General features: G+C 58.8%; 11 protein-coding genes. All 11 read right to left on the reverse strand.

Annotated features, from left to right (window positions below; genetic code table 11):
• Positions 1–5: 5 nt before the first annotated feature.
• The gene (locus tag G439_RS0106960) at positions 6–752 is read right to left on the reverse strand and encodes a DeoR/GlpR family DNA-binding transcription regulator (protein ID WP_022868466.1); all 747 of its coding nucleotides are present in this window, start codon (positions 750–752) and stop codon (positions 6–8) included.
• A gap of 395 nt (positions 753–1,147) precedes the next feature.
• Positions 1,148–1,579: an RbsD/FucU family protein gene (locus G439_RS0106965; protein WP_022868467.1), complete on the reverse strand. Its 432-nt coding sequence runs from the start codon at positions 1,577–1,579 to the stop codon at positions 1,148–1,150.
• Between the two features lie 13 nt (positions 1,580–1,592).
• Positions 1,593–2,588, reverse strand: a complete 996-nt coding sequence (locus G439_RS0106970; protein WP_022868468.1) for a LacI family DNA-binding transcriptional regulator — start codon at positions 2,586–2,588, stop codon at positions 1,593–1,595.
• The gene (locus tag G439_RS0106975) at positions 2,563–3,972 is read right to left on the reverse strand and encodes a rhamnulokinase (protein ID WP_022868469.1); all 1,410 of its coding nucleotides are present in this window, start codon (positions 3,970–3,972) and stop codon (positions 2,563–2,565) included. The genes G439_RS0106970 and G439_RS0106975 overlap by 26 nt, the downstream gene beginning before the upstream one ends.
• Before the next feature lie 323 nt (positions 3,973–4,295).
• On the reverse strand, positions 4,296–6,059 hold the full coding sequence (locus G439_RS0106980) for an L-fucose isomerase (RefSeq protein WP_022868470.1): 1,764 nt from the start codon (positions 6,057–6,059) through the stop codon (positions 4,296–4,298).
• A 129-nt stretch (positions 6,060–6,188) separates the two neighbouring features.
• Positions 6,189–7,244, reverse strand: a complete 1,056-nt coding sequence (locus tag G439_RS0106985) for an ABC transporter substrate-binding protein (RefSeq protein ID WP_022868471.1) — start codon at positions 7,242–7,244, stop codon at positions 6,189–6,191.
• 90 nt (positions 7,245–7,334) lie between these two features.
• Positions 7,335–8,369 (reverse strand): ABC transporter permease, encoded by a 1,035-nt coding sequence (locus tag G439_RS0106990; protein WP_022868472.1) that lies wholly within the window; start codon positions 8,367–8,369, stop codon positions 7,335–7,337.
• Positions 8,366–9,883 carry a sugar ABC transporter ATP-binding protein gene (locus G439_RS0106995; protein WP_022868473.1) on the reverse strand — a complete coding sequence of 506 codons (1,518 nt, stop codon included), beginning with the start codon at positions 9,881–9,883 and terminating at the stop codon, positions 8,366–8,368. Before G439_RS0106995 ends, G439_RS0106990 begins: the two co-directional genes overlap by 4 nt.
• Before the next feature lie 194 nt (positions 9,884–10,077).
• On the reverse strand, positions 10,078–10,431 hold the full coding sequence (locus G439_RS0107000; protein ID WP_022868474.1) for an MGMT family protein: 354 nt from the start codon (positions 10,429–10,431) through the stop codon (positions 10,078–10,080).
• 282 nt (positions 10,432–10,713) lie between these two features.
• The gene (locus tag G439_RS0107005) at positions 10,714–11,274 is read right to left on the reverse strand and encodes a TetR/AcrR family transcriptional regulator (RefSeq protein WP_026459490.1); all 561 of its coding nucleotides are present in this window, start codon (positions 11,272–11,274) and stop codon (positions 10,714–10,716) included.
• The gene (locus G439_RS11465) at positions 11,261–12,880 is read right to left on the reverse strand and encodes an MFS transporter (protein ID WP_022868476.1); all 1,620 of its coding nucleotides are present in this window, start codon (positions 12,878–12,880) and stop codon (positions 11,261–11,263) included. The genes G439_RS0107005 and G439_RS11465 overlap by 14 nt, the downstream gene beginning before the upstream one ends.
• Positions 12,881–13,127 lie beyond the last annotated feature (247 nt).

Below are 13,127 nucleotides of genomic sequence, written 5' to 3' on the forward strand. Positions count from 1 at the left end.
TCCTCCTAGACGATGCGTAGTTGGGTACGCTCGGTCAGTTCCTTGATGGATGCTTCGGGAATGTTGTTGTCGGTAATAATGCCGGTGACTTCGTCGATTCCCATGAAGCTGACAAATCCCGCTCGCCCGCACTTTGACGAGTCGGCGAGAAGCCATGTTTCTTCTGCGCGTTCGCGCATGATGGTTCCGACCTTGCCGCCCTCTACGAGTTGGGTGGTCAGACCACGTTCAACGGTGAACCCATCGGTTCCGAGGAATACGATGCGCGCGTTGAAGTCATTGATTGCGCGTTCAGTCACGGGTCCAACCAGGGACTCGGATTCGGCGCGGAATTGTCCCCCGGTCAACGTGATGTTGAGGTTGGGGTTGGAGCGGGCGTTAGAAAAGACGAGCACCGAGTTGGTGACGACCTGAACGCCTCGTTTGCCGGTCAGATATTTCACGACGAGGGCGCAGGTGGTTCCCGCTTCGATCATGATTCGGTCGTCGTCACGGACCATTTCGGCAGCTGCCCGCGCGATCCGTTCTTTTTCTTCGAGGCGATCAGATTGACGCAGTCGAATGTTGCGGTACGCAGTGGGCCGAGCCCCGCCGTGGGTGCGCACCAGATAGCCGTCATCTTCAAGGTTTTTCAAAGTGGTGCGGATAGTCACCGGCGAGACGTCGAGGGATTCAGCAAGGCTGGAGACGCTGACCTCGCCTTCTGCGGCGAGGCGGTCAAGGATGAAGCTTGTGCGCTCGGCACGCCCCATTGGGATCACCTCTTCGTTGAAACCATCGATAATTTTATCGAAAGACTTTCGATTGCCTTTACTTTAGTCAATCAAACGAAAGTGTGCAACGTCTTCCATTAGGGTTTTTATGTCGGAAGGCCAGACAACACTCCCGTAAACAGGAAGCAACTTATCCTTGACATTGCAACAAATTTCAAATAGCAAAGAGCGACGAACTAATGGGATTTCCCCGTCAGTTCATCGCTCTTTCGCTATGAAAGTGTGGAAAGTCAGATGAAGCGTTTCATTGCGTCGAATGCCTCCGCCACGCGGACGAAGCCACAGCGGCACAGTGCAGGGCTCAGGGCTCAGGGCTCAGGGCTCAGGGCTCAGGGCTCAGACCAGCACACTTTTTCGAGTACGCGGATCGCACTTCACTCGCCCGGTTGACGCACTCCCACCGTCAGCAGGAGGTTGCCGTACAGACGCTGTTCGCCGGTGGCAACAATGATGCCCACATCCTCTGTGCGCGCAGCATCGTAGAAGTCGAAACGCGACAGCTCACCAAACTCGGTATCAGGCAGCATCGCCTTGAACTCGTCATGGATCGGGATTTCCACCGCGGGAGCATCCGGAGCAGGCGTCATAATTTCAGCCTTCTCGATCGGGATGGTCCGCTTGAGCACCTCAAGGATCTGCAGAACGTCAAGCATGCCCGGCGCCAAGTTCAGCGAAATCAACTCGCAACGCTCATTAACACCCGTGGTATGGGGGTAATTTGCGTCAGCCAGAAGGATCTTCGATCCGTGTCCAGCGGCGGCCAGAGCCCGCAGGAACTGCGGGTGGGTCATCGGTCCATACAGCATGGCTTTGTTCCTTTCAAAGGGATGAGCTGGCCCGGATGACCAGTTCTGGATCAATCGTGATGTCTTGAGCTTGCCCGCCGTCCATAAGCGAACGCACGAGGCGAACAGCCGTCTTACCGAGGCGGTCAAAAGGTTGGCGGATCGTCGTTAGCGGAGGAGCGTAAGAGTCAGCCCCGTCGATGTCATCAAAGCCTACGACGCGCACATCCTGAGGCACACTCTTGCCGCGCTCATGGATCAAACGCATCGCTCCCAAAGCCAGCTGATCGTTGCTCGTCTGGATGGCCTCGGGCAGTGTCGGCAAAGAACTCATCGCATCGTAGCCATCTCCAGAGTTCCACGAATCTGACACAACCACCCGGCCGTCAACTCCGGCCTCGGCGCAAGCCAATTCGAACCCTTGTCGACGCATGACCGCATCGGACCAGCCCAGCGGACCGGCAATATGAATAATGTCGGTGATGCCCTGGTGCAAAAGATGCTCTGTGGCCAGCTTCGCGCCTCGCACATTGTCGATCGACACCGTAGAGATGCCATCCAAACGACTCTCACTGGTCAAACACAAAACGGTCGGCAGGCGCTGTCCAATCTCAATGGCCATCTCAATGGTCGGATCCTGTCCGCCCAAGATCACGACGCCATCGACATCGAAAGGAGCCAGGTCTGACCCAAGCGTGCCGTCCGCGCCATACGCGTTTGACAAGGTCACATGGTAGCCAGCCTGAGAACCGGCATTGAGAACCGAGAGTAGAACCCTGCCGTGACCGTGGAACATCGGAGCAGCCAACAATACGTGTAAGACGCCCGTACGATTCGACGCCAAAGCGCGAGCCGCATAGTTAGGCCGGTATCCGACCTCGTCAAGCAGCTGGGAAATCCGCTTACGAGTCTTGTCGGCAACCTCAGGGTCGCCGCGCACCACTCGCGACACGGTGTTCGTTGACACCCCCGCCAACGCCGCAACGTCAGCGAGGGAGACTTTCTTAGCGTTCTTTCGGCTCGTGGACATAGGTCTTCGTAGAGTTCGCAATAACAGTGGGACGCTGGACAGGATCAAGATGCCCCAGGGTTTCAAGTTGAGCAAGCAACGACCCAAACGTCGAAGCCTCAATCGGGCCACGCACCACGCGCACACCCGAAATGTCAGCTGTCAGGTCGCACAGCAACTGGTTGCGAGCTCCCCCGCCAACCAAGTTGAGCTGGTCGGGAGCCAAGCCCGTGACGGCAGTAAGTTCATCGATTGCACGGCCGTAACGACGTGCAAAGGACTCAATAATGAGGCGCACATATTCAGGCATAGACGTTGGATGCGGGGCACCCAATTCATCCAAGGCTGCATCAATCTTTTGCTGCATCTCGCCTGGCTCAGCAAACCTGGGATCGTCCGGGTCAAAAACAACCTCGCAGGGCACACAGTCACGCGACTGACGCACCAGTTCGTCGGTATCAGTCGGAGTGCCTTCGCGTTCCCACTGGCGCTGAATCTCCTGCAAAATCCACATGCCGGTGATGTTGAACAGGGGACGCACTCCCCCATCGGTACGGCCTTCATTGGTCAGACCGATCTCAAAGGCAGCGTCAGAAATCAGGGGTTCGTCCTCGATGGCGCCCAGCACCGACCAGGATCCGCAGGACAGGAAGTAGGCGCGCACGCCCTCGTCAATGGGAAGGCCGTGGACAGCGCAAGCAGAATCGTGTGCTCCGCCGCGCACAACCGTCAGCTGTTCGAGGCCGGGCACTGTGCAGAGACCAACTTCAGTCAGGTCAGCGTTGAGTTCACCCACCCAGGATTTGTCGATTCCCAGACGTTCGAAAACCGTGTCGGAGAACTCGCGGGCACCGGGGGTGCACAAGCCGGATGTCGATGCGATGGAACGCGACCATCCCTTGACACCCGACAGCTTCCACGCAAAGTAGTCGGGCAGGAAGAGAACCTTATCGACCTTGGCGGCAAGGTCGGGTTGTTCCTGGATTAGAGCAAAAAGCTGGTTTGCAGTGTTAATCGTGGCAGGCTGGTTGCCTGTCAGATCGAAGAATTCACGATCCTCAATGCGGGAGCGGAACTCTTCCAGGGTGCGCGAAGTACGTTCGTCGCGGTAGGCGACGACTCGGTCAACAAGCTGGTCGTTGGCGTCCAGGGGAGCAAAGTCCACGCCCCAGGTGTCTACAGACACCGACACTGCGTCTGGGAACTGGGCGACGGCCTTCTTCAGACCTTCCACGAGCTGATCGAACATGGTGGCGACATCCCAAATGAGAGTGCCGTCCTCATCACGGATTGCCTGGTGCTTAAAGCGGTGGACGTCGGTGACCTCGAGGCGTCCGTCGACAAGAGTGCCTGCGATAACGCGTCCGGAGGCGGATCCCAGATCAACTGCAAGTGCGGTGGTCATGTGTGTTCCTTCCGAGTCCAAAGTGAACGTCAGTGTTCGGGCGGACTGCTTCGTCCGCCTTCTCGGCCCAAGGGCCGCAAGTTTGTTGCCGACTCAACTGGGCTGTGCCAGGAGTCCAAGGTGCGTTGTGACGCTGGTGGGGACGCCCACCCTTTTCGATTCTGTTTCGCCATCTCCACATCAGTGGAACAGGGCCATCATATGTGCCTCTGCGGACTCACGTAGTGGTGTTAAGGGAGAACAGCCGGGTCCTCATTGGCGAGGATGGGCCGGTGGCCCGGGAGGACGCCAAACGATCAGCGCTCCTCCCGGGCCCACTGAAATCAGCGGTACATCGGGCCGTAAGTCTGGCAGGCGCGGTAGTCCGCGGCCTCGGAAGACTCTGTGCCGAACAGCGACCACGACTTGGGGCGGAAGACCCGCTCCTCGGGGACGTTGTGCATGTTGACGGGGATGCGCAGCATCGAAGCCAGGGTGATGAGCTGGCCGCCGATGTGACCGTAGGAGATGGCTCCGTGGTTAGCGCCCCAGTTGTTCATCACGTCGTAGACGCTCTTGAAAGCGCCCTCACCGGTGAGGTTGGGGACGAACCATGTGGTTGGCCATGCACGGTCGGTGCGGTTTTCGATGATGGTGGCAACCTCGTCGGGCAGCTCCACCGTGTAACCTTCGGCGATCTGCATGACCGGTCCCAGGCCGCGCACCAGGTTGATGCGGCACATAGTCACGGGCATTTCACCCTCGGTACGGAAGTGGGTGGAAAAACCGCCGCCACGGAAGTAGCCGGTGGATGCCGGGTGGAAGGTGGTGGCTTCCAGGGCTGCCTTCTGGTCCTCGTCGGTCATCTCCCACCAGGGCTTGATGACATGCTCACCGTCGCGCACAGACTTGCCGGCACCGTCAAGGCTGGTCGAACCGGAGTTACGCAGGTCCAAGATGCCTTCAGCTGCGCGGCCTTCCGGCTTCCAACCGGTCACGCGCTCGATGGACTCGGGGCTCCAGTAGGTACGCACGTCGGAGAAGATCTGCGGCGTGTTGGTCAGCAGGTGGTTGAAGAGCATGGACGCGCCGTTGAGGGCGTCATTCTCTGTGGCCATGACGGACGGTTGACGCTTGCCGTTCCAGTCGAAGTTAGTGTTGAGGATGGTCTCCATGACATCGCCGTTGGGGAAGTGATCGGTCCACTGGCGCTGTCCCTGGAAGCCTGCTGCGATGGCGCCGTGGCCACCGGCTTCCTCTTCGAAACCGAGCTCTGCGAGCTTCGGGTTGCCGTGCATGAGGTCGGAGCCGATGAGGGTCATCTTGGTGACGAACTTCCACCAATCCTCATGCTGCTCAGGCTTCTTGCCGTCCTCGTCGTTGAAGTCTTCACCCTGCTTGAAGTTCTCGCGGATCCAGGAGTAAGCCTTCTCGTACTCTTCGGGGTCGTAGATGCCTTCGTCGATACGGCGAGTGAACTCGGACATGTCGATGAATTCGTTACGCATGCCCAGGTAGGGGCCGAAGAAGTCGGGGTCGACCATCGAGCCAGCAATACCCATGGAAACTGAGCCCATGGACAGGTAGGACTCGCCGCGCATCTGGGCGACGGCCAGGCCTGCGGTGGCGTAGTCGAGGAGGCGCTGGCGAACGTCCGAGGGGATCGACTCGTCGTCGTTGTCCTGAACTTCCTTGCCGTAAATGCCGAAGGCCGGAATGCCGATCTGTGCGTGGCCGGCCAGGGCTGCTGCAAGGTAGACCGCGCCGGGACGTTCGGTGCCGTTGAAGCCCCAGATTGCGTGCGGCATGGTCGGATCCATGTCGGTGGTTTCTGTGCCGTAGCACCAGCAGGGGGTAACGGTCAGTGTCAGGCCGACGTTGTTGGCCTTGAACTTTTCGGCGCAAGCCTTGGCTTCGTGGACTCGACCGATGGTGGTGTCTGCGATGACGACCTCGACAGGCTCGCCGTCGGGGTAGCGCAGGTTTTCGGTGAAGAGCTTGGCGACGCGATTCGCCATGCCCATGGTCTGGTCTTCGAGGCTCTCACGGACGCCGCGGCGACGGCCATCGATCGTGGGGCGGATTCCGATACGGGGATGGGTAGTCATGTTGTTCCCTGATTTCCTAACTTCATCATTGAAATGTCTGCGGGGGCTACTGCACCCCCTCGGATCCATTGTGGCGCAGTGTGGCGGACCCGACTCGGTGAGGGCCGGGTCCGCCACACTAGTCAGTCATCACTCGTAGAGGTTGGGTGCAATCTCTTCGGAGTCAATGTTGGTGGCGTCGTACCAGGCGAAGCCGGAGTCAACGAGGCCGGGGACCTCGATACCGTTGATGGCCTGGATGGCGGCGATAACGGTCTTGTAGCCCATGAGCTTGGGAGCCTGGGTCACGGCGCCGGCCTGCGAGCCGTCGCGGATAGCGGTGATCTGGGTCTTGCCGGAGTCGAAGCCGACGACGGTGACCTTGGTGCCGGACTCGTTGGCGCCCTGGATCACACCGGAGGCAGCTGCCTCGTTGGAGCCGTAGATGCCAACGATGTCAGAGTTGGCCTGGATGATGGCCTTGGAGGTGTCAGCAGCCTTGCCGACCTCGCCTGCGATCTGCTCTTCGAGGAGGTTGAGGCCTTCGGGGGCGTTCGCCTTGAAGTAGTCGATGAAGCCTTTGCAGCGTTCCTTACCGGTCTGCGAGGTGGCGTCGTGGCAGACAACGCCGACGGAGCCAGTCTTGCCGTCAAGCAGCTCAATCATGTGCTTGGCGGCTTCTTCAGCGGCAGCGTAGTTGTTGGTCTGAACGGTGGTCAGCGGGATATCGGAGTCAACGCCAGAGTCGAAGGCGATAACCGGAATGTTGTCGGCCTTGATCTTGTCGAGTAGGTCAGCGGCTGCTTTGGAGTCAAGAGCTGCGAAGCCGATGGCGGCGGGCTTGGTGTCGAGGGCAGCCTGGAGCTGACCAATCTGCTCGGTCACCTGGGTCTCGTCCTTGGGACCAACGAATTCGACCTTGTAGCCGTACTCGTTGCCAGCTTCCTCAGCGCCTTCCTTTACGGCCTGCCAGAAGCGGTGCTGGAAGCCCTTGGAGACCAGGTAGATGGTCTGGGTGCCGTCGCCCTTGGGGACGTCGGTGGAGAGCTCGCCAGCAACCTTTTCGGCCGGAGCCGCCGAGGACTGGGCGTCACCCGAAGCCTTGGCGTCGCCGCCGTCAGCGGGGGTGGAGGTCGAGCAAGCAGTCAGGCCGATAGCCATGGTGCCAACCGCAGCAGCGGCAACAATACGTCCGATGGGGCGCATGGTGTTTCCTTTCGTGGGGCTGATCGGGCTTATGCCCTAATCAGATATGGGGTGGACGACGATGTCCGATTGATGAATGAAGTTTTGAGATCAGGCCGCGTTCTCGCGAGCGCGACGGATGTTGTCGATGAAGACCGCCAGCATGACGACGATACCGGTGACGACCATCTGCCATTCGGAGGCAACGCCCATCATGGTCAGGCCCTTCTTCAGGGTCATCATGATGAGAGCACCGACGAGGGCGCCTGGGACGGAGGCTCGGCCACCGGCCAGCGAGGTGCCACCGATAACGGCTGCGGCGATCGCGTCCATTTCCATGCCTGCACCTTCAGCGGGCTGGACGAAGCCAAAGCGAGCTGAGTAGAGAATGGCGGAGATGGCCATGAAGATACCGGCGACGGTGTAGATGATGATCTTCCACATGCGAACGTTGACGCCGGACAGGCGAGCTGCTTCTTCGTTGGAGCCAAAGGCCAGGGCGTAGCGACCCAGGACGGTCTTGGACATGAGGAAGGCCGCAACGATCACGAGGATGACGAGGATCAGAGCCGCGTTGGAAAGAGATGCACTCTTTCCGTCGGCCAGCGGAATCGACGGGAAGATCGAGCCGGTTGACAGGGCGATGTAGTCCTTGTTGGCGATAGAGATTGTGGCTTTGTCGGACACAACCAGAGCCAGACCGCGGCACACCATCATCATTGCGAGGGTCGCAATGAAGGGAGGCAAGCCCAGCAGGGCAATATTCGAGCCGTTGATCGCGCCGATGAGAGCGCCAACCGCGATCATGCCGAGCAGGCCAACGATGAGCGGCAGGTTCATGTGGTCGCCCGACAAGAAGATGCCACCCATAACGGCGACCATGGTCATGCCGGTACCGACGGAAAGGTCAATGCCCGAAGTGGCGATAACAAAAGTTGCGCCCAGCGCCATAACGCCGGTGAATGCCGTCTGGAGCAGGATGTCCAGGAAGATGCTGACGTCGGCAAAGTTCGGCGCAGCAATCATGAAGTAGATGTAGATGATGACCAGTGCAACAGTGACCAGCAGCTGCTGCATGTTGTTCTTGATGAAGGCTCCCACCGGGGAGGTGGTCTTCGTCGCCTTCGCGTCGACGGTGGTGCTCACGCGACTTCTCCATTCGCTTCTTCCTGACCGACGGTGGCCAGTTCCATGATGTTTTCCTGGGTGGCTTCCTCGTTGTCGAGGACGCCGATAATGCGGCCGTGCGCCATGACGGCAATACGGTTAGCGAGGCGCAGGACCTCTGGCAATTCGGACGAGATAACGATGATCGCCTTGCCTTGAGCTGCCAGTTGCTCAAGCAGGATGTAGATCTCGTCCTTGGCGCCGACGTCGATACCGCGGGTGGGCTCGTCGAAGATCAGAACGTCAGAGTCGGCAGCCAGCCACTTGGCAATAACGACTTTCTGCTGGTTACCGCCGGAGAGCTGACGGGCCTCGACCTCGGCAGAAGGAGTACGCGTGCGCAGCTTGGCGATGTATTCGTCAGCGACTTTTCGCATCTTCTTGAAGTTGATGACCGAGGCGGTGGTGAATTGCTTCATGGACGCCATGCCTGTGTTCATGGTGAGCGAGGTGTCGAGCAGCAGGCCTTCACGTTTACGGTCCTCAGACAGGTAGCCAATTCCACGCTTCACGCCATCAGCGGCGTTACGGATATTGACTTCCTTGCCGTCAATGAAGATCTTGCCTTCGGTCTTGGGGTCAACGCCGGCCAAAGCGCGGGCGACCTCGGTACGACCTGCACCGACGAGGCCGGCGAAACCAAAGATTTCACCCTTCTTGACTTCGAAGGACACGTCGTGGACGGCCCTCTTGGTTGAAAGATGTTCAACCTTGAGCTTGGGCTCTTCGGACAGCGGCTTGGTGGTGGGGCGAGCATCCGCGGGGACCTCGCGACCAACCATCATCTTGATGACCTCGGGCATCGGGGTTTCGGCTGTGTTAACGGTGCCAATGAATTGGCCGTCACGCAGAACGGAGATGCGGTCGGTCATCTCGGTGAGTTCGGGCATGCGGTGAGTGATGAAGATCAGGCCCGTTTCGGGGGTGATGAACTCACGCATGAGCTTGAACAGCGAGCGGGTCTCGGTGGTGGTCAAAGGAGCGGTGGGCTCATCCATGACCAGGATCTTCGAGTTGTAGGACAGGGCCCTGGCAATCTCAAGCATCTGCAGGCGCGCAACCGGCAGGTCACGGCACACAGCCGTCGGATCGAGGTCCATGTTGAGACGCTCGAAGAGCGCGTCGGCGTCCTTGACCATCTGACGGTCGTTAATGAATCCGGCCTTGGTGGAGCCGGGGCGACCGATGTAGAGGTTCTGGGCGACCGTCAGGTCGGGAATAACGTTAAGTTCCTGGTGGATGATGGACAGGCCCAGGTCGCGAGCGTGGTTTGGACCGTGAAGGTCAACCTTCTCTCCGTGGAGCCAGATCTCGCCACCGGGATCAGCCTTATGGATACCGGTGAGAACTTTCATCAGCGTCGATTTGCCGGCGCCGTTCTCACCGCAGAGGCCCAGAATTTCACCGGCGCGCAGGTCTAGGTCCACATCGGACAAAGCCTTGACACCGGGGAAGGTCTTGGAGATCCCCTTCAACTCAAGCAAGTTGGTCACTATTTCACCCCTTGGGTACCAGTAACTTCGATGTTCCTGGAGTTTGGTCTCCCCCACCGTTCGTGAACGCTAACGAAACGTCCGATGAAGTGCCGCCCTCATTGGCGTGTGAATAACAATAGGGGACGAATTGAGAATCGTCGAATCATGATCTCAACGTGTTACAAAAACGTTACCGACCATCGTTTGACAGATTATTTCTCACGCAGACTTTTCCGCAGATCATCGCGGATTTCTGCAAGTTTTTGATCGAGATAATCTTCTTCAATCAAACACCGCTTAAGATCGAGCCGCTCGTTTTCTCCGACCACCGGATGCCGCTCACGTGCCCAATATTCACGGGCTCCGGACCGCAGGGTTGTCGGAAATTCTCCGTGAGCGTTCACGACGCGCCACCATGGGACGTTGCTGCCCCACTCCTTCATGATGCGCCCCACCACACGTGGTCCAGTTCCTACGACTTGCGCAATCAGCCCATAAGTCGCGGCGCGCCCCGACGGAATCGCTTCAACCAAGCGAAGCACTTCTTCAACGAGCACATCATTCACTCCCCCATTGTGCCTCTCCCCCACCCCGCGAGGGACGCCCAAAACTCCCGCGAGGGACGCCCATGCGTGTGGAGGTTTAGCACGACGAGGTTCACTCACTGCCCGACCTCCATCAAACTGCATCGAAATCCACCGTTATACGGTGATGCCGGTTCGTAGACGGCACGGCGTCGGCGCATAACCGTGGGCGCCGGCAGAATAGGGGTGCATCAGCGCATGACAGTGAGAATCGGCGCCTGATGCCAGAAGCCCTGCGCATCGAGCCAGACACAAGCCTCAGCCTCACAGCTCGAGCGGTTCTCCCGAATCAATCCTCGCCAGCAGCCTCTCAACAATCATCTGCCGCTTTTCGTCAGGCAATTTCTCGGACGCAACATGGTCAAACACCCACAGTCCCATTCCCATAAGCACGATCATGAGATCGCTCAGTTCCCGCTCGTCGGACGACCCATCGTCTCCACTGAGCATCCATTCGTCGTCCACCGACTTCCAAGGCACCAAAAAATCCGGATGTTCTTGAGAGTGAATCGACATCAGCAACTCAATGACCGGGTCGTTCTTACCGAGCGACAAAACCATCACCCGCTGGCGTTCAGCAACACTGAGCTCGCTAGCTTTGCGTCCACCCGCCAAAGCCTCAAGTTCTGCATTCCACCGGGCCGCGCAATACCGGTGGCACTCAACCAACAGTTCATGTCGAGACGGGAAGTGATAAATCAACCCGGACTTGGAAATCCCCGTGGTGGTCGACAAGGAGTCGTAGGTCAACGCACGCACGCCCTCGTCCTCGATGATCTTGAGGGCAGCGCGAACAGCCTGGTCCTTCTTACTAATGCGCGGCACCATTGCCTCCTGACTTCAGGTTCCCACGGAAGCACCACGCGGTCGCTGCGGCGAGAGCCACGACCACTACTGCGAGGATACCGACAACCGTCAGATACCCAGATTCGTAGGCAACTGCTGCTGCCTGGCGAGTGGCTGGGTCATAGAGCGCGTCGATACCACGCTCACGCAAGTCTGCAGGAAGCCGCCGTTCCATCAACAGTGGCACCATCGACCCCGTAATGGCAACCGACAGCAGAGTGCCAAACTCGTAGGACACTTCTTCAACTCCTGCCGCCATGCCTGTTCGGTGAAGTAGCGCGGATCCGATGATTGCCGTCGACGAAACCGACATGACGAGGCCGGCGCCGGTTCCACTCAGAATCATCGCTGCCAGGAAGAGTGGGAAGGTGTTGTGGCGGCCTGCCCACCAGGCCATAATCAAGCCTGTCGCGATGACGACAAACCCGCCGGAGATCAGTGGCAGGAAACCAACACGGTGCAGGTTTGCTCCGCCGAGAGTGGAGGCAGGGAAAGCTGCGATAGCCATTGCCGAGATTGCGAGTCCGGCTTCTAGCGGGGTGAATTGATCGACGAGTTGCAGCTTCTGGGTGGTGAGCATTTCCATGCCGGCGAGGGCGAACATTGCTCCTCCGGCTGCTAAGACGCCGCCAGCAAAGATGCGCGATCGGAAGATATCGAAGGTCAGCAGCGGGTCATCGAGGCGACGCTGACGAATGACGAAGGCCAGTGCACCGATGAGGAAGATTCCAGCCGCGATACCTGCTTGTTGCCAGTGTGAGTTCGCTGCAGACTTGATAACCATTACCAGACTGGCCAGCGTCACCAGCGCGTAGAGGGAAGAGACGAAGTCCCAATTTTTGTCAGGGTTAGGAACGTTTTTCGGGGCGAGCTCCACAGTCAAGATGATGGCGATGACGACAATCGGCACATTGATGAGGAACACAGATCCCCACCAGAAGTGTTCGAGAAGGAATCCGCCGACGGTGGGACCTGCTGCGGCTCCGACGACAGCGACGGAACCCCAGATGCCGATGGCGGTATTGCGTTCGACCTCGTTGGAGAAGGTTAGGCGGATGAGGGCTAGGGTTGCGGGCATCATGATGGAGGCACCCAGGCCGAGGAAGGCTCGTGCGGTGATGAGCGCCCAGGCGGTGGGGGCGAAGGCGGCTATGAGCGAACCGAGGCCGAAAATGACGAGGCCTGTGAGGAACATGCGTCGGTGGCCGATGCGGTCCCCCAGGGTTCCGGTGCCCAGGAGGAGTCCCGCGAGCACGAGCGCGTAGGCGTTGATGATCCAGAGCTGCTGGGTTTGGTTGGCGTGGAGTTGTTCAACCAGTTGGGGCAGGGCTGTGTAGAGGATGGAGTTGTCCAGGCCGATCATGAGTAGGCCCAGGGAAATGACTGCGAAGAAGGTCCACCGTCCGGTGGGTGCGGTTGCGTCGGATTGTTCGAGGACGAGGGCGGGCGGCGTGGTTGCGTTGACTGGCGAGGTTGCTGCTGCGCTTATCGCGGGGGTTGCCGACGTTTCGGATATCGAGTTGTGTGCTGGAGCTAGGAATTGCGCTTTTTCAAGCTGCTCTTCAGCAAATCTGGACGTGTTCACAAAACGAAACAGTACCGATCGTTCGGTATTGTTTCAATCTTAGTGCAGACCTTCACTTGAGACGGCCTAGATGACGCTTACAAACGGGCACACCTCAATAAATTCATTGAGCTGCGTCTCCCACAATGAGATCGTTAATCATGATTCTTGCCTATCTCGACAAAACAGACGACAACGAGGTCTTTGCAATTGAGCCGCACTCGCATCGCAAGACACCTGGGGGATCGCAGAAGATCGCTTAGGCCAC

This window comes from Schaalia vaccimaxillae DSM 15804 (genome assembly GCF_000420425.1).
In the GTDB taxonomy this organism is placed as follows: Bacteria; Actinomycetota; Actinomycetes; order Actinomycetales; family Actinomycetaceae; genus Pauljensenia; species Pauljensenia vaccimaxillae.